This is a genomic window from Synechococcus sp. MU1648, from assembly GCF_023630615.1.
In the GTDB taxonomy this organism is placed as follows: domain Bacteria; phylum Cyanobacteriota; class Cyanobacteriia; order PCC-6307; family Cyanobiaceae; genus Parasynechococcus.
Genome location: NZ_JAKUHI010000008.1, coordinates 23,532 through 48,425 on the forward strand (window position 1 = coordinate 23,532; position 24,894 = coordinate 48,425).

Annotated in this window: 29 protein-coding genes; 16 read left to right on the forward strand and 13 right to left on the reverse strand. The window is 64.1% G+C overall.

Translation table 11 applies throughout. From position 1 onward, the window contains the following. Nucleotides 1-48: 48 nt before the first annotated feature. Both mnmE and nadC read left to right on the forward strand, forming a co-directional pair. The gene (gene mnmE, locus NCN06_RS09355; RefSeq protein WP_226397418.1) at nucleotides 49-1,407 is read left to right on the forward strand and encodes a tRNA uridine-5-carboxymethylaminomethyl(34) synthesis GTPase MnmE; all 1,359 of its coding nucleotides are present in this window, start codon (nucleotides 49-51) and stop codon (nucleotides 1,405-1,407) included. 23 nt (nucleotides 1,408-1,430) lie between these two features. Continuing rightward, nucleotides 1,431-2,282, forward strand: a complete 852-nt coding sequence (nadC, locus tag NCN06_RS09360; protein WP_250398880.1) for a carboxylating nicotinate-nucleotide diphosphorylase — start codon at nucleotides 1,431-1,433, stop codon at nucleotides 2,280-2,282. Here nadC and NCN06_RS09365 read toward each other — a convergent pair. After that, complete coding sequence (locus NCN06_RS09365; RefSeq protein ID WP_226397416.1) at nucleotides 2,279-2,710, reverse strand: cupin domain-containing protein; 432 nt, start codon at nucleotides 2,708-2,710, stop codon at nucleotides 2,279-2,281. The two genes, nadC and NCN06_RS09365, sit on opposite strands and share 4 nt — an antisense overlap. 121 nt (nucleotides 2,711-2,831) lie before the next feature. Here NCN06_RS09365 and argS point away from each other — a divergent pair, with 121 nt between their 5' ends. The 3 genes from argS to NCN06_RS09380 are packed head-to-tail and all read left to right on the forward strand — an operon-like array spanning nucleotide 2,832 to nucleotide 6,699. Further along, nucleotides 2,832-4,604: an arginine--tRNA ligase gene (argS, locus tag NCN06_RS09370; RefSeq protein ID WP_226397564.1), complete on the forward strand. Its 1,773-nt coding sequence runs from the start codon at nucleotides 2,832-2,834 to the stop codon at nucleotides 4,602-4,604. Beyond that, nucleotides 4,601-5,719 carry a pyridoxal phosphate-dependent aminotransferase gene (locus NCN06_RS09375; RefSeq protein ID WP_226397415.1) on the forward strand — a complete coding sequence of 373 codons (1,119 nt, stop codon included), beginning with the start codon at nucleotides 4,601-4,603 and terminating at the stop codon, nucleotides 5,717-5,719. The genes argS and NCN06_RS09375 overlap by 4 nt, the downstream gene beginning before the upstream one ends. Continuing rightward, nucleotides 5,716-6,699, forward strand: a complete 984-nt coding sequence (locus NCN06_RS09380) for an asparaginase (RefSeq protein ID WP_250398881.1) — start codon at nucleotides 5,716-5,718, stop codon at nucleotides 6,697-6,699. The genes NCN06_RS09375 and NCN06_RS09380 overlap by 4 nt, the downstream gene beginning before the upstream one ends. Here NCN06_RS09380 and NCN06_RS09385 read toward each other — a convergent pair. The 6 genes from NCN06_RS09385 to prfB all read right to left on the reverse strand — a co-directional run bounded on the left by NCN06_RS09385 (nucleotide 6,683) and on the right by prfB (nucleotide 10,383). Continuing rightward, on the reverse strand, nucleotides 6,683-7,405 hold the full coding sequence (locus NCN06_RS09385) for an MBL fold metallo-hydrolase (protein ID WP_226397413.1): 723 nt from the start codon (nucleotides 7,403-7,405) through the stop codon (nucleotides 6,683-6,685). The two genes, NCN06_RS09380 and NCN06_RS09385, sit on opposite strands and share 17 nt — an antisense overlap. Before the next feature lie 35 nt (nucleotides 7,406-7,440). Further along, a complete protein-coding gene (locus tag NCN06_RS09390; protein WP_226397412.1) occupies nucleotides 7,441-8,034 on the reverse strand; it encodes an anthranilate synthase component II in 594 nt (197 codons plus the stop codon). An 18-nt stretch (nucleotides 8,035-8,052) separates the two neighbouring features. Beyond that, nucleotides 8,053-8,460: a diacylglycerol kinase family protein gene (locus tag NCN06_RS09395; protein ID WP_226397563.1), complete on the reverse strand. Its 408-nt coding sequence runs from the start codon at nucleotides 8,458-8,460 to the stop codon at nucleotides 8,053-8,055. Nucleotides 8,461-8,582: 122 nt separating this feature from the next. Next, nucleotides 8,583-9,083: an rRNA maturation RNase YbeY gene (gene ybeY, locus NCN06_RS09400; protein WP_226397411.1), complete on the reverse strand. Its 501-nt coding sequence runs from the start codon at nucleotides 9,081-9,083 to the stop codon at nucleotides 8,583-8,585. 2 nt (nucleotides 9,084-9,085) lie between these two features. After that, nucleotides 9,086-9,250, reverse strand: coding sequence for a DUF3285 domain-containing protein (locus NCN06_RS09405; protein ID WP_115024505.1), 165 nt, complete (start codon nucleotides 9,248-9,250; stop codon nucleotides 9,086-9,088). Between the two features lie 4 nt (nucleotides 9,251-9,254). After that, a protein-coding gene (gene prfB / locus NCN06_RS09410) for a peptide chain release factor 2 (RefSeq protein ID WP_115024503.1) occupies nucleotides 9,255-10,383 on the reverse strand; the annotation gives its coding sequence in 2 pieces (ribosomal slippage) (nucleotides 9,255-10,307 and nucleotides 10,309-10,383; 1,128 coding nt in all). Nucleotides 10,384-10,460: 77 nt separating this feature from the next. Here prfB and grxC point away from each other — a divergent pair. Then, on the forward strand, nucleotides 10,461-10,718 hold the full coding sequence (grxC, locus tag NCN06_RS09415) for a glutaredoxin 3 (RefSeq protein WP_166016408.1): 258 nt from the start codon (nucleotides 10,461-10,463) through the stop codon (nucleotides 10,716-10,718). Between the two features lie 3 nt (nucleotides 10,719-10,721). After that, nucleotides 10,722-11,645 carry a glutathione synthase gene (gshB, locus tag NCN06_RS09420; protein WP_250398882.1) on the forward strand — a complete coding sequence of 308 codons (924 nt, stop codon included), beginning with the start codon at nucleotides 10,722-10,724 and terminating at the stop codon, nucleotides 11,643-11,645. Here gshB and NCN06_RS09425 read toward each other — a convergent pair. After that, complete coding sequence (locus NCN06_RS09425) at nucleotides 11,612-13,018, reverse strand: isochorismate synthase (protein WP_226397409.1); 1,407 nt, start codon at nucleotides 13,016-13,018, stop codon at nucleotides 11,612-11,614. The genes gshB and NCN06_RS09425 overlap by 34 nt on opposite strands. Nucleotides 13,019-13,088: 70 nt before the next feature. Between NCN06_RS09425 and menA the strand changes: the two genes are divergently transcribed. From menA to NCN06_RS09440, 3 genes are read left to right on the forward strand one after another with little or no spacing between them, the layout of a single operon-like run. Next, nucleotides 13,089-14,033 (forward strand): 2-carboxy-1,4-naphthoquinone phytyltransferase, encoded by a 945-nt coding sequence (menA, locus tag NCN06_RS09430; RefSeq protein ID WP_226397408.1) that lies wholly within the window; start codon nucleotides 13,089-13,091, stop codon nucleotides 14,031-14,033. Continuing rightward, entirely contained in the window at nucleotides 14,030-15,010 is a 981-nt protein-coding gene (gene menC / locus NCN06_RS09435) for an o-succinylbenzoate synthase (protein ID WP_226397407.1), read from the forward strand. The genes menA and menC overlap by 4 nt, the downstream gene beginning before the upstream one ends. Then, the gene (locus NCN06_RS09440) at nucleotides 15,007-16,173 is read left to right on the forward strand and encodes an AMP-binding protein (RefSeq protein ID WP_226397406.1); all 1,167 of its coding nucleotides are present in this window, start codon (nucleotides 15,007-15,009) and stop codon (nucleotides 16,171-16,173) included. The genes menC and NCN06_RS09440 overlap by 4 nt, the downstream gene beginning before the upstream one ends. Here the strand turns inward: NCN06_RS09440 and NCN06_RS09445 are convergent. Next, complete coding sequence (locus NCN06_RS09445) at nucleotides 16,144-16,593, reverse strand: acyl-CoA thioesterase (protein WP_226397405.1); 450 nt, start codon at nucleotides 16,591-16,593, stop codon at nucleotides 16,144-16,146. The two genes, NCN06_RS09440 and NCN06_RS09445, sit on opposite strands and share 30 nt — an antisense overlap. Before the next feature lie 59 nt (nucleotides 16,594-16,652). Between NCN06_RS09445 and NCN06_RS09450 the strand changes: the two genes are divergently transcribed. Then, the gene (locus NCN06_RS09450; RefSeq protein ID WP_226397404.1) at nucleotides 16,653-17,330 is read left to right on the forward strand and encodes a hypothetical protein; all 678 of its coding nucleotides are present in this window, start codon (nucleotides 16,653-16,655) and stop codon (nucleotides 17,328-17,330) included. A 4-nt stretch (nucleotides 17,331-17,334) separates the two neighbouring features. On the opposite strand, the gene NCN06_RS09455 is transcribed toward NCN06_RS09450, so the two are convergent. Beyond that, nucleotides 17,335-17,697, reverse strand: coding sequence for a DUF2752 domain-containing protein (locus NCN06_RS09455; protein ID WP_226397562.1), 363 nt, complete (start codon nucleotides 17,695-17,697; stop codon nucleotides 17,335-17,337). Between the two features lie 79 nt (nucleotides 17,698-17,776). On the opposite strand from NCN06_RS09455, the gene NCN06_RS09460 reads away from it, so the two are divergent. Further along, nucleotides 17,777-18,283, forward strand: a complete 507-nt coding sequence (locus NCN06_RS09460) for a DUF6790 family protein (RefSeq protein WP_226397403.1) — start codon at nucleotides 17,777-17,779, stop codon at nucleotides 18,281-18,283. Here the strand turns inward: NCN06_RS09460 and NCN06_RS09465 are convergent, their stop codons facing one another. Then, nucleotides 18,284-19,468: an NAD(P)H-quinone oxidoreductase subunit H gene (locus NCN06_RS09465; protein WP_226397402.1), complete on the reverse strand. Its 1,185-nt coding sequence runs from the start codon at nucleotides 19,466-19,468 to the stop codon at nucleotides 18,284-18,286. Between the two features lie 54 nt (nucleotides 19,469-19,522). Between NCN06_RS09465 and rsmH the strand changes: the two genes are divergently transcribed. Next, nucleotides 19,523-20,407 (forward strand): 16S rRNA (cytosine(1402)-N(4))-methyltransferase RsmH, encoded by an 885-nt coding sequence (rsmH, locus tag NCN06_RS09470; protein WP_370629790.1) that lies wholly within the window; start codon nucleotides 19,523-19,525, stop codon nucleotides 20,405-20,407. On the opposite strand, the gene NCN06_RS09475 is transcribed toward rsmH, so the two are convergent. Together NCN06_RS09475 and NCN06_RS09480 are read right to left on the reverse strand one after the other, a co-directional pair. Next, nucleotides 20,394-21,191: a hypothetical protein gene (locus NCN06_RS09475; protein WP_226397400.1), complete on the reverse strand. Its 798-nt coding sequence runs from the start codon at nucleotides 21,189-21,191 to the stop codon at nucleotides 20,394-20,396. The genes rsmH and NCN06_RS09475 overlap by 14 nt on opposite strands. Nucleotides 21,192-21,224: 33 nt before the next feature. Then, the gene (locus NCN06_RS09480) at nucleotides 21,225-22,358 is read right to left on the reverse strand and encodes a cysteine desulfurase family protein (protein WP_226397561.1); all 1,134 of its coding nucleotides are present in this window, start codon (nucleotides 22,356-22,358) and stop codon (nucleotides 21,225-21,227) included. Between the two features lie 53 nt (nucleotides 22,359-22,411). Between NCN06_RS09480 and NCN06_RS09485 the strand changes: the two genes are divergently transcribed. From NCN06_RS09485 to NCN06_RS09495, 3 genes are read left to right on the forward strand one after another with little or no spacing between them, the layout of a single operon-like run. Continuing rightward, nucleotides 22,412-22,924 (forward strand): hypothetical protein, encoded by a 513-nt coding sequence (locus NCN06_RS09485; RefSeq protein WP_226422730.1) that lies wholly within the window; start codon nucleotides 22,412-22,414, stop codon nucleotides 22,922-22,924. Nucleotides 22,925-22,963: 39 nt separating this feature from the next. Further along, on the forward strand, nucleotides 22,964-23,701 hold the full coding sequence (locus tag NCN06_RS09490) for a response regulator transcription factor (protein ID WP_115024484.1): 738 nt from the start codon (nucleotides 22,964-22,966) through the stop codon (nucleotides 23,699-23,701). Beyond that, a complete protein-coding gene (locus NCN06_RS09495; RefSeq protein WP_226397398.1) occupies nucleotides 23,698-24,585 on the forward strand; it encodes a pseudouridine synthase family protein in 888 nt (295 codons plus the stop codon). The genes NCN06_RS09490 and NCN06_RS09495 overlap by 4 nt, the downstream gene beginning before the upstream one ends. Nucleotides 24,586-24,894 lie beyond the last annotated feature (309 nt).

The window sequence follows — 24,894 nt, forward strand, 5'->3', positions numbered from 1 at the left end:
GAACCCAGCGAAAGACGGCCGGATCTTAGGTATGGATCACCAGCAGCGATGGCTGTGCCCAGCACCGACACGATTGCGGCGGTGGCCACCGCAGTGGCTCCAGGCCAGGGCGGGATCGCCGTGATTCGTCTCTCCGGGCCTGATGCGGAAACGGCGGGGCGCACCGTTGTGCATTGCCCGGGCCGTCAGGAGTGGGGATCGCACCGGGTGGTGTATGGCCACGTGATCGATGGCGCAGGCCGGCGTCTTGATGAGGTGTTGGTGCTGCTGATGCGGGGCCCACGGAGCTTCACCGGGGAGGACGTGGTGGAGATCCATTGCCACGGCGGGGTGATCGCTGTTCAGCGGGTGCTCGAACAGGTGCTGGGGCAGCCGGGAGTTCGTCGGGCCCTGCCTGGCGAGTTCAGCCAGCGGGCGGTGCTCAACGGTCGGCTCGACCTCACTCGCGCCGAGGCGGTGAGTGAGCTGGTGGCGGCCCGCAGCCGCCGGGCGGCCGAGTTGGCGATGGCGGGCCTTGATGGCGGGATCCAGGCCCAGATCACAGATCTGCGGGAACGGCTGCTCGACCAGCTCACCGAGCTGGAGGCTCGGGTGGATTTCGAGGAGGATTTACCCCCTTTGGATGGCGATGCCTTGCTGCAGCAGCTGCAAGCTGTGCGCGTCGAGCTTGAGCAGCTGGTGCGGGATGGAGAGCGGGGAGATGCCCTGCGCCAGGGCCTACGCGTGGCCTTGGTGGGTCGCCCCAATGTCGGCAAGAGTTCCCTGCTCAATCGTCTGAGCCGCCGCGAGCGGGCGATCGTGACCGATCTTCCGGGCACTACCCGGGATCTGCTGGAGAGCGAGATCGTTCTGGAGGGGGTGCCGATCACCCTGCTCGACACCGCCGGCATCCGCAGCACCGACGATGCGGTGGAGCAGCTGGGCATTGCCCGCAGCGAGGAAGCACTGGCCACGGCGGATGTGGTGCTGTTGGTGCTGGATGGCCATGCGGGCTGGACCGCCGAAGATGCAGCCTTGTTGGCGCGCATTCCGGAGCAGATCCCCAGGATCCTGGTCGCCAACAAGGCGGATCTCCCTGCGGGTTTGTTCCCCCAGCCGGTGGATGTTCAGTTGTCTGCCTTGGAGGGCACGGGGGAGGCAGACCTGGTGCAGGCCCTGCTCGAGCGTTGTGGTGCGGCAGGAACCGACGGCATGTTGGTGGCGCTGAACCAACGTCAGCGTGATCTCGCCGCCCGGGCTGTCGAGGCCCTGGCCCGCAGCCAAGAGGTGGCAGCGCAGCAGCTGCCCTGGGACTTCTGGACCATCGACCTGCGCGAGGCGATCCGATCGTTGGGGGAGATCACCGGGGAAGAGCTCACCGAAGCGGTGCTGGATCGGGTGTTTTCGCGCTTCTGCATCGGAAAATAGATGCATCGGACTTCAGGAACCGTTTGGACTGGCAATCCCCGGCACTCACCGCTGCGTTGGAGACCTGGCTGGAGGAAGACATCGGTCGCGGTGATCTGACGGCTGCTGCGTTGAAGGGCCAGCAGGGTCAAGCCCATTGGGTCGCCAAACAGGCGGGGCGGTTCTGCGGTGGCCCGTTGGTGCAGCGCTTGTTTCAGCGCCTTGATCCTGGGGTGAGCGTGCATTTGCTGCGGGAGGACGGCGCCGCCGTCGCTGAGGGCGAATGCCTGCTGGAGCTGCAGGGACCTGCAACGGCTTTGGTGGCAGGAGAACGCACCGCCTTGAATCTGGCCATGCGCCTGTCGGGCATTGCCACAGCCACCGCTGATCTGGTGGCCCAACTCCAGGGCACGGGTGTTCGTCTTGCCGACACCCGCAAGACCACGCCTGGGCTTCGCGCGCTGGAGAAATACGCCGTGCGCTGTGGTGGGGGCATCAATCACCGCATGGGGCTTGATGACGCGGCCATGCTCAAGGAGAACCACATCGCCTGGGCGGGGGGCATCACAGCGGCCATCGCAGCCGTGCGCGAGCAGGCGCCTTGGCCCACGTCCGTGATTGTGGAAGCAGAGACCGACGTCCAAGCGCTGGAAGCGGTTCAGGCGGGCGCCAATGGGGTGCTGCTCGACGAGTTCACCCCTGAGCAGCTCAGTGCCCTGGTGCCTCGCCTGCGTGACTGCAGCACTGGTGGGGTGGTGCTTGAGGCCTCGGGCATTCAGCCCGAACAGCTGCAGGCCTACGCCGCCACCGGTATCGATCTGATCTCCACCAGTGCGCCGGTTACCCGCAGCCGCTGGCTCGATCTGAGTATGCGCTTTTCCTCTCCAGAGCGTTAACCCCCGTTGGAGAGAGGCGCCCAGGAAGGGCTGGTTTCCACCTGAAGCAGCAGCAGCATGGCGTCCTCCGATCCGACCGTCCACGACCGGTGACCTCGACCAGCGCGCGTGCCCTGGTCGCCTCCAAAAGACAGATCACCGGGCCCCATCGTCACGGTCTGTCCGTCCATGGTTTCAACGGCCCAGGAGCCCTGGAGCGGCACGATCCATTGGGGTTTCGGATTTTCATGCCAGTCGTAGATGCCTCCTGCAGGCAGCACCAGGGTGATGAGGGTGGTTGTTTCCGTGCCATGGCGGGTTGACCAAAGAGGAGCAGCACCAGCCGCGAAGTTAGCGAATTCATGGCCCTCCAAGGCATGCCGTGACTGCCTGCTGATGCCGTCGTCATCCACCCAGACGCGCCAGTAGGGAATCGTTGGTGATGCCATGACGGAGCTGTGATCGCTCCCTCGCTTTAGCGGTGGGGAGAGGGGGCGTGCCCCCGTTGACATTCCTCGGTTGACAGTGCCGCGGGATGATCGGGGGCTGACCTTGTCACCGCTGCCCTCCATGCTGCGCATCGCCCAGGCCCTCGAAACCCAGTTGCGCGGTGCCATGCAACGGGCCTTCCCTGAGGCGGAAGCGGTGCTGGATCCCCAGCTGGCACCGGCGAGCAAGCCGGAATTTGGCGACTTTCAAGCCAACGGTGCTCTGCCCCTGGCCAAGCCGCTGAAGCAGGCCCCACGGCAGATCGCCACGGCGATTGTGGAGCAGCTGCAGGCTGATACGGCCTTCACGGAACTGTGCCTGGAACCCCAGATCGCCGGGCCTGGTTTCATCAACCTCACGATTCGCCCGGAGCGGTTGGCGGCGGAGGTGTCGGTGCGGCTGGGGGACGAGCGGCTCGGCGTGCCGGCGGTGACGAACAAGGCACCGGTGGTGGTCGACTTCTCGAGCCCCAACATCGCCAAGGAGATGCATGTGGGGCATCTGCGCTCCACGATCATTGGCGATTCGCTGGCGCGGGTGCTGGAGTTCCGTGGCCATCCCGTGCTGCGCCTCAATCACGTGGGCGACTGGGGCACCCAGTTCGGCATGTTGATTACCCATCTCAAGCAGGTGGCGCCGGAAGCACTTGAGACCGCCGATGCGGTGGATCTCGGAGACCTAGTGGCCTTCTACCGCGAGGCCAAGAAGCGCTTCGATGACGATGAAGCCTTCCAGTCCACCTCCCGCGATGAGGTGGTGAAGCTGCAGGGGGGCGATCCGGTGTCGCTCAAGGCCTGGGGCCTGCTTTGCGATCAGTCGCGGCGTGAGTTCCAGAAGATCTACGACCGGCTCGACATTCGCCTGAGTGAGCGCGGTGAATCGTTTTACAACCCCTTCCTGCCGGCGGTGATTGATGGGTTGAAGTCCGCCGAGCTGTTGGTCACCGATGACGGCGCCCAGTGCGTGTTCCTCGAAGGCGTGCAGGGCAAGGACGGCAACCCCCTGCCGGTGATCGTGCAGAAGAGCGATGGCGGCTTCAACTACGCCACCACCGATCTGGCGGCAATCCGCTACCGCTTTGGTGCTGCTCCTGAGGGGGATGGTGCCCGCCGTGTGGTGTACGTCACCGATGCCGGCCAGGCGAACCATTTCGCCGGTGTGTTCCAGGTGGCCGAACGGGCCGGCTGGATCCCTGAAGGCGCTCGCCTCGAGCACGTGCCCTTTGGCCTGGTGCAGGGGGAAGACGGCAAGAAGCTCAAGACCCGCGCGGGCGACACGGTGCGACTCCGGGATCTGCTCGATGAAGCCGTCGAGCGCGCCGAGACCGATCTGCGCTCACGCCTGAAGGAGGAGGAGCGCAGCGAGTCGGAGGAGTTCATCCAGCATGTGGCGGGAACCGTGGGTTTGGCCGCGGTGAAATATGCCGACCTCAGCCAGAACCGGATCACCAACTACCAGTTCTCCTTCGATCGGATGCTGGCGTTGCAGGGCAACACGGCGCCCTATCTCCTTTATGCCGTGGTGCGCATCGCCGGCATCGCCCGCAAGGGTGGTGACCTTGCCGCCACCACCGCACAACTGCAGTTCAGTGAGCCCCAGGAGTGGGCCCTGGTGCGGGAGCTGCTCAAGTTCGACGCTGTGATCGCTGAGGTGGAGGAGGAGCTGCTGCCCAATCGTTTGTGCAGCTATCTGTTCGAGCTCAGCCAGGTGTTCAACCGCTTCTACGACCAGGTGCCGGTGCTCAAGGCAGATCCGGAAGCTCTGGCATCCCGCCTGGCCCTCTGTCGTTTGACGGCGGACACCCTCAGACTGGGGCTCGGACTGCTGGGCATCGCCACCCTGGACCGCATGTGAACGACAACATCCAACCGTTCACACCCGATGGCGCTCCTGCGGCCCGTGGTGCCGTTGAGCAGCTCAAGGCTTACAGCGCTCCGCTGGAGGGTCGCCGCACGATGTTGCGGCTGGATTTCAACGAAAACACGATTGGCCCCAGCCCCCTGGTGGCCCAGGCGCTGCGCAACTTCAGCACCGAAGAGATTGCCGTGTATCCGGAGTACGACGGCCTGCGGGAGGCGCTGCTCCAGAACCTGGTGGAGACCGGCTGCCGGCTGGGGTTGCAGGCTGATCAGGTGGGCCTGTTCAACGGTGTGGATGCCGCCATTCATGCCGTGTTTCAGGCCTATGGCGATGCCGGTGAGACGTTGCTGACGACAGTACCCACCTTCGGGTACTACAGCCCCTGCGCCGGGATGCAGGGCATGACGATCGAGGCGATCCCCTACCAAGGCGAGACGTTCGAGTTCCCCCTGGCCGCCATTCAGGAGGCATTGGCGGCTCGCACGCCGCGGTTGCTGTTGATCTGCAATCCGAACAATCCCACCGGCACGCGTTTGCCAGCGGATCAGGTGATCGCTTTGGCTGCCTCAGCCCCGGGCACCTTGGTGGTGGTGGATGAGTTGTATGAGGCCTTCACCGGAGACAGCGTCTTGCCGAGCGCTGATTTCATGGCCACACCGAACCTGCTGGTGTTCCGTTCCCTGGCCAAAACGGCTGGTTTGGCGGGGCTGCGCATCGGATTTGCCATCGGCCATGCCGATGTGGTCGATCGGGTCAGCCGCGTTACCGGCCCCTATGACGTCAACAGCGTGGCCGTGGCCGCGGCGTTCGCTGCCTTGGCGGATCAGTCGTATGTGGATGCCTACGTGGCCGAGGTGCTGCGGGCTCGCGATTGGACCCTGCAGGCGCTGCGGGATGCTGCCGTTCGCCACCACTGCGATGGCGGCAACTATCTGCTGATCTGGCCCCAGCGACCCGTTGATGCAGTTGATGCGGCGTTGCGCGAGGCGGGAATCCTGGTGCGCTCGATGGCGGGTAAGCCCCTGATTGATGGGTGCTTCAGGGTGAGTATCGGCACCACCAGCCAGATGCAGCGCTTCATGGAGGCGTTCCTCCCCCTGGAGCAATGAACCGTCTGTTGCTGCTGGCCACCGGCGGCACCATTGCCGGCTGTGCCGCCGACAGCACAACGCTGAACGGTTACACCGCGGGCGTGCTCGGGGGTGATGCCCTGCTGGCGGCGGTGCCGCAGCTGCAGGACCTGGCGTCGATCGCGGTGGAGCAGGTCGCCAATGTCGACAGCGCCGATCTGCTGTTTGCGCATTGGCGCGCTCTGGTGGGGCGTATTCGTGATGCCTTTGCGGCGGACCCAGAGCTGGCAGGGGTGGTGATCACCCACGGCACCAACACGCTGGAGGAAACCGCCTGGCTGCTCCAACTGCTGATCGATGATCCCCGGCCGGTGGTGCTGGTGGGGGCGATGCGTCCGGCCACGGCTCTCAGTGCCGATGGCCCGTTGAATTTGTTGCAGGCGGTGCAGGTGGCCTTGAGCAGAGAAGCCCGCGGCCACGGCGTTTTGGTGGTGATGGATGGCCAGATCCATGGCGCTCGAGCTGTCACCAAGGTGGCCACTCAGGGGGTGGGGGCTTTTGCCAGTCTCGGCAGCGGGCCGTTGGGTTGGGTCGATGACGTTGGCGTTCACCTGCCAACGACGAGCGGATCCCGGCAGGTGCCCTTCGCTGGGCTCCCATTACCCGAGCGATGGCCCCAGGTGCCGATCGTTTACGGCTCTGTTGAGCCCGAGCTGCTCATGCTCACCGCTTGTCTTCAAGCGGGTGTTGCGGGCCTGGTGTTCACCGGCACTGGCGCCGGCCAGTTGTCGGCAGCGGAGCGTTCGGCCCTTCAGGCTTGGCCAGGGAAGCGGGCATTGATGTTGCGGGCAAACCGCTGCGGGTCTGGACCCGTGCACCACCATTACGAGGATGAACGGCTTGGGCTGCTGCCCGCAGGCAACCTCAATCCCCAGAAAGCGAGGGTGTTGTTGTTGCTTGCTGTGCTGGCGGGTTGGAACCGTGTTCAGCTGGCTGCGCTGATTACTGCATCACCGTGATCACGGTGGTGTCGTCGAGGCTGCCCGGCAGGGTTTGTGACCGGCCAACACGGCGCACAGCGGTTCCGCCCATGGCATCGAGGAAGGGCTGCACACCCTCCTGATCACACCCTTCGGGCGCGTCCCCGTTGACGTACTGCACTGGAATCACGCGTTTGGGGTTCAGCTGATTCACCACCGCCGCGGCTTCCTCGGCGTTGTAGATCTTGCTGCCACCGCCAACGCCGATGATCAGCACATCGGGGTTGCCCAGCAGCACCCGGTCGGCGGCGGTGAGCTCTCCAGCGGTGGCACCGAGGTGGGCAAAGCTGAGGCCCCCTTGCTGCCAGCGCCAGATGGTGGCATTGCCAAAGCGGCGTCCGCCCATCCGGTCGTGGGGGCTGGCAAAGCCCTCCAGGCTTAGGCCACCGATGCGATACGACCCCGGTTGTGCCAGAAAGCGGCCACCGGCGATGTCGCGGGCCCCTTCATCGGCGAGTTCTGAGTTGGCCAGAACAACGCCGGCCGTCAGCCGGGGTTCAGGAAGCCCTGCAGCACAACCGACTGCCTTGTAGGGGTTGAGCAGCACCGACTGGCCGCCGCCTTGGATCAGCAGGGCCCGTTGCCCGTAGCTGCTGATCGACACCCCACCGCCCGCCAAGGCTGGAGAGATCAGGCTCAGTGCCAGGCCTGCAGCGGCGGTCACAGCGGAACGCAGGACGGACATGGGCGGGAATGAACTTGCTCTGGACGCTAACAGCGTTATCCCTCGGCTTCCCGCAGGAAGTTGGCCAGCAGTTGGTGGCCTTGATCGGTCAGCACGCTTTCGGGATGGAACTGCACCCCCTGCAGGTGCTGATGCTCCCGGTGCCGCAGGCCCATGATCGTGCCGTCCTCAAGCCAGGCGGTCACCTCAAGGCAGTCCGGCAGGGTGTCGCGCTCGGCGATGAGGGAGTGGTAGCGGGTGGCCGTCAGCGGTTGGGGCAGGCCTGCGAACACGCCGTCGCCTTTGTGCAGCACAGGCGAGGTCTTGCCATGCATCTGCTGCTGGGCGCGTACCACCCGGCCGCCATGCACCTGGGCGATGGCCTGATGGCCCAGGCATACCCCCAGCGTGGGCACGGTTGCCGACAGCTCTTGGAGGATGTCCAGGCAGACGCCCGATTGATCGGGGTCCCCCGGGCCGGGCGACAACAAGATCGCGTCGGGGTTCAAGGCTCTGATCTGCTCAAGGCTGATGGCGTCATTGCGATGCACCTGCAGCTCCGCCGCCAGCGGATGCTGGGCGGCCAGCTCACCGAAGTACTGCACCAAGTTGAAGGTGAAGCTGTCGTAGTTGTCGATGACCAGCAGCATCTGCGTGCGAATCGGGAGTCAGAGCCCCAGGCGGAGCAAGAGCGGCGGAAGCAGGAGAAACACAGCGATCAATAAAGAGCTGATAGCCGCTGTGAGCACAGCTGCAGCAGCACAGTCTTTGGCGATGCGGGCCAATGGGTGATAACGCCGGCCAATGGCCAGATCCACCACCGCTTCCATCGCTGTGTTCAGCAGCTCCAACACCAGCACGGCAGCCACCGTAAGCACCAGCACGGCCAGGCGGATCAGATCCAGTTGAAGCCAGGCGGCGAGACCAAACACCACCAGCCCCGTCACCACATGGATCCGGAAGTTGCGCTGGGTGAGGAAGGCGTAGCCGAGGCCTTGGGCGGCGTAGCGAAAGCTTGCCGGCAGATCGCCAGCGATGCGCCAGCTGCCCCGTCGTCGCATTCCGTTGGGCACCATGGCCACCTCCTCCGCTGCTGCGTCTGCGGATGGTGTCCGGGGCGATTCGCTGGTCATCGGAACGGAATTCGGCATCCGCAGGGCGAACGCCCGCTCATCGAAGCCTACCCGGGTTGTCCAGATCACCCACCCTCAAGAAGCCTTTCCTGCAGGGCGAGCATCGCGGCGAGGCTGTCGTCATCGGGATGGTCCCAGCCCAGCAGGTGCAGCAGGCCATGGCTCACGAGCCAGCGCAATTCCCGCTTCAGGCTATGCCCCTGCTCTTGGGCCTGACGCCGGGCCGTTTCCAGAGAGACCACGATGTCTCCGAGTTCGATGCTGGGTCCGTCCATCCAGTCGCCGGCGTCGTCGAGGGCGGCAAAGGACAACACATCCGTGGGGCCCGTTTTCTGGCGCCAGGTGCTGTTCAACGCCGCAATGCTGGCGTCATCGGTGAAGCGCAGCCCCAGGCTCAGTTCCTCTGCCGTGCGCACCAGGGTCGGACAGTCCAGGCGCGAATCCCCGCAAAGAGTGCTCAGCCAATGCTCTACCTGGTGGATCCAGGCTGTCTCGTCGAGCAGGTCGGAGGCGTCGCAGGGCTCTAGCGGCGCCTCGTTTCGATCCAATGCGAGGTCGAGCTCCATGCCTAGCCCGGCAGGGTCGGTCGACCTAGCCAAGCCACGAGGGTGATAAAGCCGAGGAATCCCATGGCGGTGAGGCCGAGGTGAAACAGGCTCTTGCTGCCCTTGCGCACCATGTTGCGCATCGCCTGTTTAATGAAGCTCGGCGGTGGAGTGCTGTCGGAGGCCATGGGATCAGGAATCGGTGTCGGCGCCGGGGCTGTCGACACCTTGGCGCAGAGACGCGTCGATGAAGGGGTCGAGGGCCCCATCCATCACCGCTTGCACATCGTTGGTTTCTTCATTGGTGCGCAGGTCTTTCACCATTTGGTATGGCTGAAACACGTAGTTGCGGATCTGGTTTCCCCAGGCTGCTTCAACAATGTCGCCGCGGATGTCGGCGATTTCGGCCGCCCGTTGCTCCTGGGCGATCACGAGCAATTTGGCCATCAGCAACGCCATCGCCTTCTCCTTGTTCTGGAGCTGGGAGCGCTCCTGGGTGCAGCGCACAAACAGCCCGGTGGGGATGTGAAGGATGCGCACAGCCGTTTCCACCTTGTTCACGTTCTGGCCACCGGCGCCACCGGAGCGTGAGGTGGTGATCTCCAGGTCCTTTTCAGGAATGTCGAGCTTGACGTCCTCCTCGATCTTGGGCATCACCTCCACACCGGCAAAGCTGGTCTGGCGCTTGTCGTTGGCGTTGAACGGTGAGATGCGCACCAGGCGATGGGTACCTTTCTCGTTGCGCAGGTAGCCGTAGGCGTAGCGCCCTTCGATCTCGATCGTGCAGCTCTTGATCCCGGCTTCTTCCCCTTCGGAGAGTTCGTCGACGGTCACCTTCATGCCGTGGTCTTCGGCCCAACGGGTGTACATGCGCAGCAGCATCTGCGCCCAGTCCTGGGCATCCGTTCCACCGGCTCCTGCATTGATGCTGAGGACGGCCCCCTCTTTGTCGTATTCGCCGCATAGCAGGCGCTCGAGTTCCCAGCGATCCAGTCCCTGGCGCAGTTGGTTCAGGCCGTTCTGGGCTTCCTGCAGCAGGTCTTCGTCGGGTTCCAGCTCGTAGAGCTCAAGGGTGGCCTTGGCATCGTCCACAGCGCCGCTCCATCCGGCCAGCTGACTCAGCTGAGCTTTCACCTCATCCAGGCGCCGCATCTGCTTCTGGGCGTTCTGCTGGTCATCCCAGAAATCAGGCTGGGCGGCGAGTTGCTCGAGATCTTGTTGTCGTGCGTTCAGTGCAGGAACGTCAAAGACAGTCCTGGGCATTGCCCAGGCGGTCAGTGAGCTCGGAGAGATCGCGTTTGAAGTCGGTGAGATCCAGCAAGGACTCGGTCCTGATCAGCTTCTGACGCTATCAGCGCAGTTGCTGCATAGGATCCGACCACTGGTATGTACAACGCAATGGCCAAGGTTGAGATCTACACCTGGCGCACCTGTCCGTTCTGTGTCCGCGCCAAGGGACTCTTGGATCGCAAGGGGGTGAGCTACACCGAACACAGCGTGGATGGGGATGAGCCCGGCCGTGATGCCATGGCTGCGCGTGGTGATGGTCGCCGCAGTGTTCCGCAGGTGTACATCGATGATCGCCACATCGGCGGTTGCGATGACCTCCACGCCCTGGATCGCTCCGGTGAGCTCGATGCGCTGTTGAAGGCCTGATCGATGCGCCAGCTGTTTGTTCTGGATCCGCTGGGGCAGATCAATCCAGCCAAGGATTCTTCCGCTGCGCTGATGCAGGCCGCCCATCGTTCCGGCGATGAGGTGTGGGCCTGCACGCCCTCCGATTTGATTGCCCGGGGGGATGAACCCCTCGCGCTCGCCCTGCCTGTGACGCCGGAGCCATGGATCACGGTTGGGGTGGCTGAACGTCAGGCCCTGGGTGGCTTTGATGTGATCTGGATGCGCAAGGATCCGCCCGTGGATGAGGCGTATCTCTACGCCACCCATCTGTTGGAGGTGGCCGAGCGGGCTGGGGTTCGTGTGCTCAATCGCCCCAGTGCGCTGCGCAGCTGGAACGAAAAGCTGGGGGCGTTGCGCTTCAGCCGCTGGATGGCTCCAACGCTGGTGGCGGGGCGGGTGTCTGAATTGCTCTCATTTGCCCAGGAGCAGCAGGAAATTGTGCTCAAACCGCTGGGGGGGCGCGCGGGCCTCGGCGTGATTCGGGTCAATGGCCAGTCCCCGGGCTTGAAGGCCCTGCTGGAGTTGGTGACGGAGCAGGAGAGGTTGCCGGTCATGGCCCAGGCGTTCCTGCCGTCTGTGAGCGAAGGCGACAAGCGCATCCTGTTGGTGGATGGCGATCCCCTGGGAGCGATCAATCGGCGCCCTTCAGCCGGGGAATTCCGCAGCAATCTGGCCGTCGGTGGCCAGGCGGAAGCCACAGAACTCACCGACCGGGAACGTCAGATCTGCGCCGCCCTGGCCCCGGCGTTACGGGCGGAGGGGCTCTTCTTTGTGGGCATCGATGTAATCGGCGGCATGCTCAGCGAAATCAACGTCACCAGTCCCACGGGGGTGCGTGAAGTGGAGCGGCTGATGAACCAGCCCCTGGCCGATCAGACGATCGAGCGGTTGCGTGCGCTGGTCTGAAGTTCCAGCTGGTCGGCCAGTACGGCCAGTTTCAGTCCCACTTCCTGCAGCTCTCGCTCGGCAACGGATCCCCGCACCAGACCGGCTCCAGCGGTGAGATCCAGGTCGCAGCCCCGGGCGTGTCCACAGCGGATGGCCACCCGCAGTTCGGCATCCCCGGCACTGTCGATCCAGCCGATCGGTGCGGCATAACTGCCCCGTTCAAACGGTTCCAGGGTGCGCAACCAGGCCATGGCGTCTCGGCGGGGCAACCCGGCAACGGCGGGTGTGGGGTGCAGTTGTTCGGCAAGCGACAACACGGGCTGACCGTGGGTTTCCGCCGTGATTGGGGTGTGCAGGTGGGTCAGGTTGCCGTGCCGGGCCAGTTGGGGTTGCCAGCGGCGTCGTGGGGACAGTCCGTTGCGGCGCAGTTGGTCGGTGATGGTTTCCACCACCAGTTCGTGTTCGCGGCGGTCCTTGTCTGAGCGCAGTAGCTGAGCGCCCGAATCCCCCTGCCCAGCCGTACCGGCCAGGGCATCACTGCGCAGCCAACCGGCGCGAAGGCTGAGCAACCGTTCCGGGGATGCACCGAAGAAGGCATCCCCCGCATGGCGCTGCCAGAGGAACCGGCAGCTGCCGGCCTGTTGTCGCCGGAGCCGTTTCAACAGCGGCAAGGGGTCGAACGTTTCGGCCAAAACGATGCGGTGCTGCACGGCCAGCACCAGTTTGTGCAGGTCGCCGTTGTTGACCAGATCAATCCCGTGGGTGAGTGCTGCGGCGTACCGCTGCCGCCAGGTTTCCGGTTCCGTTGCCGCCACCAGCGCCTGGGGTTTGAGCGCTGTTGGCGTGGTTGGCGTCTGGAGCAGCTGTTCCTGCTTGAGCCAGAGCTGTTCTGCTAGCTCGCGGCAGTCCGCTGCACTGCTCACGATCCCGTTCAGCCGCAGCCAGCCGCGGCGTCCCTGACGGCTGAGTTGCCAGCGGGGCAGCACCGCATGCACTGAAGGAACCACCGCTTCACTTCGGCGGCGTTCACTCACCTGATCGAAGAAGCGGAAGCGCAGCAGCACCCGGGGGCGTGCATGGGCCGGGCTCTCCGGTGCTGTGTCGTGCAGGCGGCTGAGGCAGATGTCAGCGAAGCGCTGGGCCTGTTCAAAGCGACGACTGCCAGCCAGCTCCAGTTCCTGGCAGGGCCCTGCTGCAGCCAGGCAGAGGCCCGGGGCGCTGTCCCACAGCACCTGCAAGTTTTCCTGCTCCGCCAGCTGCGGCAAGGCCAGAAGCGGGTCGACCCCTGCGATCGGCAGGGCCAGGCTGAGCAGCGCTTCATCGCCGTCACAGGCCATCCATCCCCGCTGGGCTGCGGAGAGGAGGGAGCTGAAACAACAATCAGCCGACATCCGCGGCGTTTTTGGCCAGGGTTACTGCTCAAATGTATGGGTCTTCGCCCTGCGGGAACGGGTCCTGTCCATGTCTGAGCCGCAGGCTGTCGCATCCCGTTACGCCGATCGGCGCCGTTTGTGGAAGGCAGCCATCAAGTGGCCGATGTATTCCGTCGCCGTGATGCCAGTGCTGGTCGCGGCTGGATGGCATTTCGGTGTTGAAGGGTCCTTGCGATGGCTGCAGCTGGGGGGCTTTTTGCTGGCGGCCATTTTGTTGTTGCTCTGGGAAAACCTCAGCAACGATGTTTTTGATGCGGCGACGGGTGTGGATGCCACCGGCAAGCCCCATTCGGTGGTGAACCTCACCGGCCGCAGGGATCGCGTCGCCCAGGGGGCGACCGCCGCGTTGGTGGTGGGGTTGCTGTTGATGGCGTTGCTGGCCTGGAGCAGCACCTGGGCGGTGTTGGCCCTGGTGTTGGTGTGTTGCGGCCTGGGCTACGTGTACCAGGGCCCTCCGTTTCGATTGGGCTATCGCGGCTTGGGTGAGCCCCTGTGCTGGCTGGCGTTTGGGCCCTTTGCTACCGCTGCTGCCCTGTTGGTGTTGCAGCCCAGGGGGGCTGTGTCGATCCCATGGGGCACTGCCTGGATGTTGGGGGCAGGCCCAGCTCTGGCGACCACCCTGGTGTTGTTCTGTTCCCACTTCCATCAGGTGGAGGAGGACGCGGCCCATGGCAAACGCTCGCCGGTGGTGCGTCTTGGCACACGAAGGGCGGCGGCACTGGTGCCCTGGTTTGTGGCCTTGACGCTCGCTTTGGAGTGGGTGCCCGTGCTGCATGGGGACTGGCCTGCATCTGTGGTGTTGAGCGGACTCGGTCTCCCTGCGGGGGTGCAGCTAATGCGTCTGCTTCAGCGCCATCACGACCGGCCCGAGCAGATCAGCAGCAGCAAGTTTCTGGCGTTGCGCTTTCAGGGCTGGAATGGTCTGGGGTTGAGTGTGGGCCTGGCCCTGGCCCGCGTCTGGAGCGGCGGATGACGCTCCGGTTGCAGCGTTGCTCCTTTCGCTTTGCTTTGCTGCAGCCGCTGCGAACGGCAGCAGGCGTTCTGACAGAGCGCTGTGGCTGGTTGCTGCGTCTCGACGACGAACAAGGGGCGGTGGGCTGGGGAGAAGTGGCACCGCTTCAGCAGCAGCAGTTCACGTCGCCGTGGTCGTCTTGTGAGGGCGCCCTCGCCTCCCTGCCGGATGTGCCCTCCAGGGTGCAGTTGGAGGCCGTGCTGCGCGATGCGCCGGGGCCTGTGGGCTTTGGCCTTGGTGCGGCGCTGGCGGAGTTGGATGGGCTGGTGGGAGGTCAGGCGTCCCAGGGGTGGCTGAAAGCTCCTACGCCGGCGCTGTTGTTGCCGGCAGGAGAGGCCATGCTCACGGCCCTCGAAGCTGTGGCGGAGTCAGCGAGAGGCCTTGAGGGGCGCACCTTCAAGTGGAAGGTGGCGACGGAGGCGGATTCCCTGGAGCGCCACCTGCTCGATCAGCTGCTCCAGCACCTGCCGCCCACGGCTCGATTGCGCCTGGATGCCAATGCCGGTTGGGATCGCAGCACGGCGCAGGCCTGGATGCAACGGTTGTGCGATGACCCACGCCTGGCCTGGTTGGAACAACCTCTGGCGGTGGAGGATCAAGCCGGTCTGGAGCAGTTGGCGGCGCTTGGACCGGTGGCCCTGGATGAATCACTCCACCAGCGGCCGGAGCTGCGGCGCAGCTGGAGCGGCTGGCAGGTGCGGCGGCCCGCGCTGGAGGGTGATCCCAGAGTGCTGTTGCGGGAGCTGCAGGCGGGGGTGCCCCAACGGATGGTGAGCACAGCCTTCGAAACCGGTATCGGTCGGCGTTGGCTGGAGCATCTGGCCGGGCTTCAGGCGCAGGGCCCTACGCCGGCGGCACCGGGTCTTGCCCCCGGCTGGACGCCATCGGGGGCGTTGTTTTCCACCGATCCAGAGGTGGTCTGGGCCGCGGCGATATGAGCGAGTTCGAGCAGCTGGAGCGCGGTCTGGCGGCAGGGCAGTGGGTGAGCCTGTCGCCGGAGGCGGATGCTGCTCCCATCGATCATCTGCCGCCAGGGCCGGGGGTGCTGGTGCGCAGTGGTGGCAGCAGTGGCGGCAGCCGTTGTTGCGCCCAGCCCCTGGACCATCTGGACCGTTCGGCAGCAGCCACCGCGCACTGGATAAAGGGAATGGCTCTCGACCCCGCCGCCACCCTGCTGCTCAATCCACTGCCGATGGCGCATGTCAGTGGTCTGATGCCTTGGTGGCGAGCCCGTTGCTGGGGTGCCTCGCATCAGCAGTTGCAGCCGGGGTTGATGAAAAACCCCACCGAATTGCTCGCGTGTTGCCGGAGCCTGCCCGCCTGGGGGACCAAGCCTGTGTTGCTTTCGTTGGTGCCCACGCAGCTGGCGCGGCTGCTGGTCCATCCCGACGGGGTGGCCTTCCTGCTGGAGATGCAGCTGATATGGATCGGTGGTGCTGCTCTGCCGCCTGCGTTGGCGGAGCAGGCTCGCGCCTTGATGCTGCCCCTGGCGCCTTGTTACGGCTCCACTGAGACGGCGGCGATGGTGGCGGCCTTGCCGCCGGCCCGCTTCCTGGATGGTGAGCAGGGTTGTGGGGATCCATTGGTAGATGTGGAGCTTCGCCTGGCCGCTGATGGCGCCCTAGAGGTGCGCACCGATCGGCTGGCCCATGGACGTTGGTGTGCGGATCAGCCGGATCGGTTCGAACAGCTCACGGATGCGGATGGCTGGTGGCGCTCTGGGGATCGAGCCGCTTTCACCCCAGGCCTTCAGATCGTGGGGCGAATGGATGGCGCCATTCATTCCGGTGGTGAAACCGTGTTTCCTGAGCAGCTCGAGCAGCGTTTGATGGCGGCGGTGCAGGCGGCATCGCTTCCGGTGAGTTCCGTGTTGTTGCTGGGTGTTGACAATCCGGAGTGGGGGCAGACGCTGGTGGCGCTGGTGGGCAGCGCTGACGATGCGGTGCTTCAGCGCCTTGCGACCCTTACGCGTTACTGGGAGCCGCCGGAGACACCACGGCGTTGGGTGTTGTGCCCCGACTTGGCCCCTTCTGCGCTGGGGAAATGGCAGCGCCAGCGCTGGCGGGAGTGGTTACAGCGGTTGGATTCGGCCCATGCTTGATGCTTCCAGCCACCGCTCCACCCCATCGGGCAGGGCACAGCGGCGACGCGTTTTGGCGTCGATGGCTATGTGGTGCAGGCAGCCAAGGGCGACAAGCTGCTCCTCCAGCAGTACCTGGCTGTTCACCGCAAAACTGCTGGGATCGAGCCGTTCTGGTTCCAGGCGGATCAGCAGCTTGTCGCCCACCTGCACCGGGGCACGGAAATCGGCATGGCAGTGCACGATCGGCAGGGCCACGCCGGGTTGCTCTCCGCGTCCGCCGGGGAACACCGAACCAGCCGGAAGACCAAAGCATTCCAGGCTTTCTTCCCAGGCCTGGTGGCACCAGCCCAACAGCTGCTGAAAGTGCATCACACCGGCGGCGTCGGTGTCGCTGAAGCGCACGGTTCGGCTCAGCTCCAGCCAGGGGGCAGAGGTCATGGCGTTGTGTTGTTGAAGCTGGTGCCGACTGTCACCCTGACAGAAGTTCAGCTTGAACCATGGCCGCGCCGATCGCTCATGAGCGCCCCTCTATTCAGAAGGCCTGGCAGGCCTTTCTGCAGCACGTCCCCGTGGTTCTGGTGATCTGGGTGGGCTCCATCGTGCTGTCGCTGCTCGGTGTTCTCGCTTATGCCCTGATCATCGTCGTGGTGTCCGCGACCCTTGGCAGCAGCGATGCGGCGCTGGGGCTCGGGGCTGTTCTGGCCCAATTGGTTCAGCTGCCCTTCTCGCTCCTGGCCAGCCTGTTGTCGGTGTTGCTGGTGGCTGTTCCTGCCCTCTATTACGAGCGTGGTGAGGTGGTGACGATTTCAGCGGTTGCTCAGCTGCTCACAAGCCGTTGGGGGCGCTATCTCTTGGCGGGGCTGTTCTTTTCGCTCGCCACCACCATTGGCTTTCTGCTCTGCATCCTTCCCGGCATTGCGGTGGCGTTGGTCACGCCGGTGTTTGTGAATCGCATTTTTGTCACCGACATGGGCATCGGTGAAGCGTTCGCCCAGTCGTTTCAGGTGGTCTACCGCTCGGAGAACGGTTTGAGCTTTGTGGGCCTTGAGGTGTTGACGGGCATCGTTGTGTCGTTTCTTGCCCTGATCACCTGCGGTTTAGGTGGCTTTGTGGTGATCCCCATGGCCAGCTTTTTCCTCCAGAACATGGCCTATGAGCGCGGCCTGTTGCGTTGAGGGTTCAGCCGCTGGGCCAGGTGTTGTTGCTTAGGCGCAGCAGCCAGTAGCTGATCAAAGCTCCACCAACGACGGGAACGGGCCAGAGGGGCAGGCCTTTTGGGATGAGACGGCGTTGGTAGAGAGCCAGGCCACTCCAGAGGATGAGCCCTAGGGCGGTAATGGGGCCGAAGAAATGCCATTGCAGCGAGCCGCTCAGATCACCGGTGAGGGCTGCTCCCGTCGCTCGGGTCAGAAAGCAGGTGGGGCAGGGCATGCCCGTGAGTGCGCGAAGGGGGCAGCCAAGGCCCGGAAGGGCTGGATGCAGGCCCTTGAGCCATAACGTGCCCGTCAGGGTCGCGGGCAGCAGATAACCCGTGCGTTGCAGCCGACGAAGAAAACGGTTCAGAGCTTGATGCGACCAGCTGACCTGGCCACAGTCTGATCAGTGTTGGACGGATGAGGGAATGGAAGCTCTGAGTCGTGCCTTGCTGGCCAATGTGCCGGTCTGGAGCTTGATCTTGGCTCTGGTCCTGGCTGCATTGCAGACCCGCAGAGCCTGGCGGCTTGATCGATGGGCGGAGGCATCCCTGCTTTGGATCGCCTTCTGGGTTCTGGGGATCGGCGGTGTGTACGGCTTTGTGGCTCATCTGGCGTTTGGTCCGTTCATTGCTGAACAGATCGGCTGGTCCAACAGCCCCTTCCAGAACGAAGTGGCCTACGCCAACCTCACCATCGGCCTCCTGGGCCTCACCAGTTTTTGGTACCGACGCCGCGACTATCTGCTGGCAGCCATGGTCGGCTACTGCAGCTGGTTTTTTGCCGATGGTGTCGGCCATGTGGTGTCGCTGTTGGTCGACAGCAACACCGCTCCATCAAATGCCGGGTCGGTGCTTTACACAGATCTGTTGACCCCATTGCTGGTGGTGCTCCTGCTCTGGCTCAGTCGCAAGGAGCGTTGCCGGCTGCGTTGATCAGCGGTCCACTGATCCCATGATCACGTCGATGGAACCGAGGATGGCCATGATGTCGGCCACCTTGTGTCCCTTGAGGATGTGGGGAAGGATCTGCAGGTTGTTGCTGTCGGCAGCGCGGATCTTGAAGCGCCACGGGGTGACGTCGTTGTTACCCTGGATGAACACGCCGATCTCCCCCTTGCCCGACTCCAGCCGGGTGTAGAGCTCACCGTTGGGGATCTTGAAGGTGGGCGCCACTTTTTTGGCCACGTACTGGAAGTCGAATCCAGTGGCATCGCTGCCCTTGCCTTCGTTGAGGCGCTTGGCTTCGAGGTTTTCGGTGGGGCCGCCGGGGATCATGTCGCAGGCCTGGCGGAGGATCTTGAGCGACTGGCGCATTTCTTCGATGCGCACGCGATAGCGGGCGTAGCAGTCGCCTTCTTTCTCCCAGGCGACCTGCCAGTCGAAGTCGTCGTAGCACTCGTAGTGGTCGACCTTGCGCAGATCCCAGGGAACGCCGGAGGCCCGCAGCATCGGGCCGGAGAGGCTCCAGTTGATGGCGTCTTTCTTCTCGATCGTTCCCAGGCCTTCAATGCGGCGCCGGAAGATCGGGTTGTTGGTGATCAGCTTTTCGTATTCATCAATTTTTGGGCCGAACCAGTCGCAGAAATCGCGGCATTTCTCCAGCCAGCCCCAGGGCAGGTCGGCGGCGACGCCGCCGATTCGGAAATAGTTGTTATTGATCAGCCTCTGGCCGGTGGCGGCTTCCCAGAGGTCGTAGATCATCTCCCGCTCGCGGAAGATGTAGAAGAACGGTGTCTGGGCCCCAACGTCCGCCAGGAAGGGTCCAAGCCAGAGCAGGTGGTTGGCGATGCGGTTGAGCTCAAGCATCAGCACCCGGATGTAGCTGGCCCGCTTGGGCACCGGGATGTCAGCCAGTTTTTCCGGGGCGTTCACCACGATCGCCTCGTAGAACATCCCCGCCGCGTAGTCCATGCGGCTCACGTAGGGCACGAACATCACATTCGTGCGGTTCTCGGCGATCTTCTCCATACCGCGGTGGAGGTAACCGATCACCGGTTCGCAGTCGACCACGTCCTCACCATCGAGGGTGACCACGAGCCGCAGCACCCCGTGCATGGAGGGGTGGTGAGGCCCGAAGTTCACCACCATGGGCTCCGTGCGCGTTTCCAGCTGCGTCATGGGAGCGGTGGTCCGATCGATGAGTAGATCTTAAGGAGTCTTCGCCTGTGGCTTGTGCCCCCCTTCAGCCATGTGCCCGTACTGGCCGATGCGGTGCTGGATGCAGCCCGGCAGATCCCTCGCCCGGAGGGCCTGTTGATTGACGCCACCCTCGGTGGTGGCGGCCATAGCGCCCTGTTGTTGGAACAGCATCCAGGCCTGCGCTTGATTGGCTTGGACCAGGACGCCACGGCCCGGGCGGCGGCGGCAGAGCGTTTGGCGTGCTTCGGAGAGCGTGTTTCGATCGTTGCCACCAACTTTGCCGACTTTGTGCCGCCCGAGCCCGCCGTGATGGTGCTGGCTGACTTAGGGGTAAGCAGTCCCCAGTTGGATGTGGCGGAGCGGGGTTTCAGTTTTCGCCTCGATGGTCCGTTGGACATGCGCATGAACGCGGGGGGTGAGGGGGAGACCGCGGCCGAGCTCATCGACCGCCTGGAGGAAAACGAGTTGGCGGATCTGATCTATGGCTATGGGGAGGAACGGCTCTCTCGCCGCATCGCCCGGCGGATCAAAGCCGACATCAAGGAGAACGGCGCCTATGGCGGCACCGCCGCGTTGGCCTATGCCGTGGCGGGCTGTTACCCCCCCAAGGCGCGGCGAGGGCGGATTCACCCAGCCACCCGCACCTTCCAGGCCCTGCGCATTGCGGTGAACGATGAGCTGGGGGTGCTGGATCGCTTGTTGCAGCAGGCCCCCGACTGGCTAGAGCCTGAGGGCCTGCTCGGGATTATCAGTTTCCATTCCTTGGAAGACCGCCGCGTCAAGACCGCCTTCTTGCGGGATGAGCGCTTGCAACGGATCACCCGCAAACCGGTGGTGGCCACCGACCAAGAGGAAGAGGCCAATCCCCGCAGCCGCAGTGCCAAATGGCGCCTGGCCTGCAGGGTCAGTGAGGGCTGATGAAGCCGGTTTTGTCTTCTTGGCCAAACAGCTGTCGGTAGGCAGCGCCGGTGATGCAAATGCAGACCGGAGCGGCGGCCACCAAACCCACCACGCAGGCCAGAAACCCCAACAGCAGGATCAGCACCTGCAGGATCAGCAGGCCCAGCACCTGCCACCACTGGCCCTGCACCACAGTGATGCCCCGTTGGATCGTGGCGATCGGGTTTAGATCCTCCAGCAGCGCAATGAAGCCAAGGAAACTTTGGTTCACCTGGATGTAAGTGGCGAACAGCCAGCCGACGGCCAGGGTCAGCAACGCCAGGGGGCTGCTGCTGACGTTGAGCGCCAGCTCCAGGGCGGCCGCACTGCCTGCGTCTGCAAGCTGCGGATCGTTGGGGTCCACTGTTAACGCCAGGTTCATCAGTGGTCGAAACACGGTCCAGGCATCTGCGGCATTGAGGGCCACGACGATCACCAGCAGGGCGATGGGCAGCAGCAGCAGAGTCAGCACCAACTGTCGGCTGAACAGGCGCCAGGCGGCAGAGCCGTTCCAGCGGGTGAAGTCTTCGAAGCTGGGGGCGGTGCCTTCCAGGGCGATCCAGGAGCCGCGGATCAGGCCGACGCCGCCCCAAAGGTTCACCAGAGTCGCCACCAGCGCGCCCAGGACGGGAATGAGATTGGCCAATTGGGCGAGCAGCGCGCTGAGCAGCACAAAACCGACAAAGACCCAGGGGGCCAGGCGAAAAGCACGCCAGCCTTCCTGGATGGCGGTCCCGACGGAGAGTTCGGCCCTGCTGCTCATGGATCTAGCTCAGTCGAATGGAACGTAGGGGGATCAGAGCTGGGCGGCAGCGACGGCGTCGTGGATCACGGCGATGGCCTGTTCCACCTCGGCTGCTGTGGTTTCGCGCCCCAGGCTCAGGCGCAGCGAGGCTTCGGCTTCAGCGCGTGAGCGACCGATCGCTTGCAGCACATGGGATGGAGCGCCGTTGCTGCAGGCGGAGCCACTGCTGCAGGCCAGGTGGGGGCGCAGGGCCCGATGTAGGCGGCTGCCGTTCACCCCAGGCAGGCTGATGTTGATGTTGTGGGGCAGGCGCGGCTCCAGCGCTCCATTGAGCAGCACGCCGGGAAGGCGCTGCTGCAGGCCTTCCCAGAGCTGATTGCGCAGGCGTTGCAGCCGGCTGTTGCGCTCATCCCGCTCTTCAAGCGCGAGGCGGGCTGCCGCGGCAAAGCCCACGATCAAGGCGGTGGGCAGGGTGCCGGCCCGGAGCCCTGCTTCCTGGCCACCCCCCCACTGCAGCGGTTCGATGGCGATGCCCTCCCGCAGTACCAGGGCGCCGATGCCTTTGGGCCCATACAGCTTGTGGGCACTGAGGCTCAGTAGATCAACCCCCAGGGCGTCGGGGTTCAGCGGCAGCGTCCCGAAGGCCTGGGCCCCGTCGCTGTGCAGGGTGATGCCATGGGCCTGGCAGAGGGCACCCAGCTGCTCCAGCGGCTGGAGCACACCGATTTCGTTGTTGGCTGCCATCACGCTCACCAGCCGGGTGTCGGGGGTGATCGCCTCCTCCAGCTGTTCCGGAGTGATCAGTCCATCGGGGCCTGGGGTCAGCAGGGTCACGCTGAAGCCTTCCCGCTGCAGCTGCTTGAGGGGATCGAGCACGGCGTGGTGTTCGCTGGCCACGCTGATCAGATGGGCCTTGCCTAGGGCGCGGGCATGGCCCAGCAGCGCCAGATTGTTGGCCTCCGTCGCACCACTGGTGAACACCAGCCGTTCCGGGGTCACCTCCAGAGCCTCCGCCAGCTGACGTCGCGCCAGCTTCACCGCTGCAGAGGCGCTGAGGCCGAGCCGATGCTGACGGCTGGAGGGATTGCCCCATTCCGCACTCCAGAAGGGCGCCATCGCCTCCACCACCTCAGCCGCACAGGGGGTGGTGGCTTGGAAATCAAAGGCGAGAGCGGAACCGCTCAGGACGAATCAGGCAGATGTTGCGATCATGGTGCTGCATTGCAAACAGCACTGGCATGGGTCTGCGATTGCCGATGGCTCTGCTGGGCTTGGGCTGGTTGGTCTGCGCGCAGCCTGTCAGCGGCTTTGATCGTGAGCAGGTGCTGGAGCAGATGCGCCAATCCCGGCCGGCCGATCTCAAGGTGTTGATCGAACGACCGGCCCCCGTCGGCACTTTGTCGATCGGAATCTATGGGGTGACGCCAGCGCCTTCGAATCCCGATACCCGCAGCTACAGCTTGTGGGAGGAGTCGGCGTCGGATCTGAACGTTTATATCGAGAGCGTCAACTGTTCCACCACCAAGCCTGTGCGGGTGAAACGCACGCCGCTGGTGGTGTACGTGCGCACCCTTAATCCCGGCGGCCCGATCACCGATTTCAACAGGGAGGATCACCTGGTTTGGTGGGCAGCCTGCGTGCCGGAGGTCGCGGGAACCGATCCCGCGACGTTGCGTCAAAAAGCTCTGGATCTGGGCTATTCGACCCTGATTCCCGAACAGCAGGAGCAGTTACCCGCACTAGCTCGATGAGCTCGGTCTCCATACATTGCGACCAGAGCGATTCCGGCCATGAGCGACGCGCCCACCCCCACCGATGAATCCGTAGAGGCCGCGGCGCCCACGCCAAGGCTGTTGCTGGTGGATGACGAGCCGGGTCTGCGCACAGCGGTGCAGGCCTACCTGGAAGACGAAGGTTTCGATGTGACCACCGCGGTGGATGGGGAAGAAGGATTCGCCAAGGCCCAGCAGATGCTGCCGGATGTGGTGATCAGCGACGTGATGATGCCGCGGCTCGATGGCTATGGCTTGCTGCAGAAGCTGCGGGCGGATGAACGGCTCGGCGGCACCCCGGTGATCTTCCTCACCGCCAAGGGCATGACGGCAGACCGCACCCAGGGCTATCTCGCCGGAGTGGATGACTACATCCCCAAGCCTTTCGATCCTGATGAGCTGGTGGCGCGGGTGCGCAACGTCGCCCAGCGTCAGCAACGGCTGCTGCAGGAAGCGGCTCGCTTTGCCGACACCGATATGGGCCAGATGGCCAAGCAGATCACCGAGATCCGCTCGCTGCTGGCCCAGGCGGAAGCGCTGCCTTCCACCGAGCCGGTGGTGCACAGCTTCACGCCGCGGGAGGCGAGTGTGCTGCAGCTGGTGGCAGAAGGCTTGATGAACAAGGAAATCGCCCGTCAGCTGGAGACCTCGATCCGCAATGTCGAGAAGTACGTGAGCCGTCTGTTCAACAAGACGGGTACCTCCAGCCGCACGGAACTGGTGCGTTATGCGCTGGAGCACCGTCTGGTGACTTGAAGGCGGCCGCGCTTAACGACGGCTGGACCTACCGCGACAAGGTGCCGCGGATCGATTCCGGCACCTTGGTGAGCGAATGGTTGGCGGATCGCTACCGCCACTCCGATAGGGCAGTGTGGCAGTACAGAATCGCCGCCGGTGAGCTGGATTTGAACGGAGCGCTTCTCTCAGAGGATCGAGCGCTGCAGGGTGGAGAGGTTCTCTGCTGGCGGCGTCCGCCATGGCTGGAGGAGGCGATCCCCGATCAGTGGGAGACGATCCACGATGACGGCGACCTGTTGGTGATCAATAAGCCCTCGGGCTTGCCGGTGATGCCCGGTGGTGGCTTTTTGCGCCACACCCTCACCGCCTTGCTCGAACCCACAGGGGCGCGGCCGGTGCACCGCTTGGGGCGCTTCACCTCTGGATTGCAGGTGTGTGCCCGTTCGCCGCAAACCCGTGCCCTTTGGTCGAAGCAGTTCCGGCCTGATGGTGGTTGCCGAAAGGTGTATCAGGCCTGGAGCCAGCGGGTGCCGGGGTTGGAGTTGGGGCAGTCTTTGACGGTGAGCAGTGATGTGGTGGAACGGCCGCATCCGCTGCTCGGTTGGATCTGGGGGCCGGAACCGTTGGAGGAGAAGCCGATCCGCAAACGGCTCTCAGCCCACTCCGAGCTGGAGCTGTTGGAGCGCACGGCTCAGGGCGATCGCTTGCAGGTGACGATCACCACAGGCAGGCCGCATCAGATCCGAATCCACCTGGCGCAGCTGGGCAGCCCATTGCTGGGCGATCCGTTGTACTTGCTCAATCGTGAGATTTCAGCAACAGCAACCCCCGGTGATGGGGGTTATCGGTTGCATGCTTGCCGGCTGGAGGGCCATGGCCATCGATTCCAATGCGATGACTAGAGATGCTTATTTTTAGTCTTGCTAGATGCAATTTTTTTTGGATCGGGTGTTGGTTGCAGGCAGGCCTGTGATGACTAGCGTAAAAATATTGTAGTTTGAGAAAGATGAACAAGAAAGAGGCGCTCGTTCAGCATCTTTCATGGTCCTTTCTAACTGTAAGTCAAAAGTCAATATTTTCTGTATAGCATGCTTTGGTAGCGCTGCTAAAACCAAGAAAGATCTTTTTTGTGTCCGGTGTCCAGAAAATTGCTTTCAGGTCTCTCTCTGGGCATTGCTCTATCTGTTTCTGCTGCGCATGCACAGGCGGCT

Bases quoted from the DNA above. Each gene is read 5' to 3' on its own strand.
- mnmE (WP_226397418.1), top strand. From the start codon at position 49: ATGGCTGTGCCCAGCACCGACACGATTGCGGCGGTGGCCACCGCAGTG.
- NCN06_RS09365 (WP_226397416.1), bottom strand. From the start codon at position 2,710: ATGGCATCACCAACGATTCCCTACTGGCGCGTCTGGGTGGATGACGAC.
- argS (WP_226397564.1), top strand. From the start codon at position 2,832: ATGCTGCGCATCGCCCAGGCCCTCGAAACCCAGTTGCGCGGTGCCATG.
- NCN06_RS09380 (WP_250398881.1), top strand. From the start codon at position 5,716: ATGAACCGTCTGTTGCTGCTGGCCACCGGCGGCACCATTGCCGGCTGT.
- NCN06_RS09385 (WP_226397413.1), bottom strand. From the start codon at position 7,405: ATGTCCGTCCTGCGTTCCGCTGTGACCGCCGCTGCAGGCCTGGCACTG.
- NCN06_RS09390 (WP_226397412.1), bottom strand. From the start codon at position 8,034: ATGCTGCTGGTCATCGACAACTACGACAGCTTCACCTTCAACTTGGTG.
- NCN06_RS09395 (WP_226397563.1), bottom strand. From the start codon at position 8,460: ATGGTGCCCAACGGAATGCGACGACGGGGCAGCTGGCGCATCGCTGGC.
- ybeY (WP_226397411.1), bottom strand. From the start codon at position 9,083: ATGGAGCTCGACCTCGCATTGGATCGAAACGAGGCGCCGCTAGAGCCC.
- NCN06_RS09405 (WP_115024505.1), bottom strand. From the start codon at position 9,250: ATGGCCTCCGACAGCACTCCACCGCCGAGCTTCATTAAACAGGCGATG.
- grxC (WP_166016408.1), top strand. From the start codon at position 10,461: ATGGCCAAGGTTGAGATCTACACCTGGCGCACCTGTCCGTTCTGTGTC.
- gshB (WP_250398882.1), top strand. From the start codon at position 10,722: ATGCGCCAGCTGTTTGTTCTGGATCCGCTGGGGCAGATCAATCCAGCC.
- NCN06_RS09425 (WP_226397409.1), bottom strand. From the start codon at position 13,018: ATGTCGGCTGATTGTTGTTTCAGCTCCCTCCTCTCCGCAGCCCAGCGG.
- menA (WP_226397408.1), top strand. From the start codon at position 13,089: ATGTCTGAGCCGCAGGCTGTCGCATCCCGTTACGCCGATCGGCGCCGT.
- menC (WP_226397407.1), top strand. From the start codon at position 14,030: ATGACGCTCCGGTTGCAGCGTTGCTCCTTTCGCTTTGCTTTGCTGCAG.
- NCN06_RS09440 (WP_226397406.1), top strand. From the start codon at position 15,007: ATGAGCGAGTTCGAGCAGCTGGAGCGCGGTCTGGCGGCAGGGCAGTGG.
- NCN06_RS09445 (WP_226397405.1), bottom strand. From the start codon at position 16,593: ATGACCTCTGCCCCCTGGCTGGAGCTGAGCCGAACCGTGCGCTTCAGC.
- NCN06_RS09450 (WP_226397404.1), top strand. From the start codon at position 16,653: ATGGCCGCGCCGATCGCTCATGAGCGCCCCTCTATTCAGAAGGCCTGG.
- NCN06_RS09460 (WP_226397403.1), top strand. From the start codon at position 17,777: ATGGAAGCTCTGAGTCGTGCCTTGCTGGCCAATGTGCCGGTCTGGAGC.
- NCN06_RS09465 (WP_226397402.1), bottom strand. From the start codon at position 19,468: ATGACGCAGCTGGAAACGCGCACGGAGCCCATGGTGGTGAACTTCGGG.
- NCN06_RS09475 (WP_226397400.1), bottom strand. From the start codon at position 21,191: ATGAGCAGCAGGGCCGAACTCTCCGTCGGGACCGCCATCCAGGAAGGC.
- NCN06_RS09485 (WP_226422730.1), top strand. From the start codon at position 22,412: ATGGGTCTGCGATTGCCGATGGCTCTGCTGGGCTTGGGCTGGTTGGTC.
- NCN06_RS09490 (WP_115024484.1), top strand. From the start codon at position 22,964: ATGAGCGACGCGCCCACCCCCACCGATGAATCCGTAGAGGCCGCGGCG.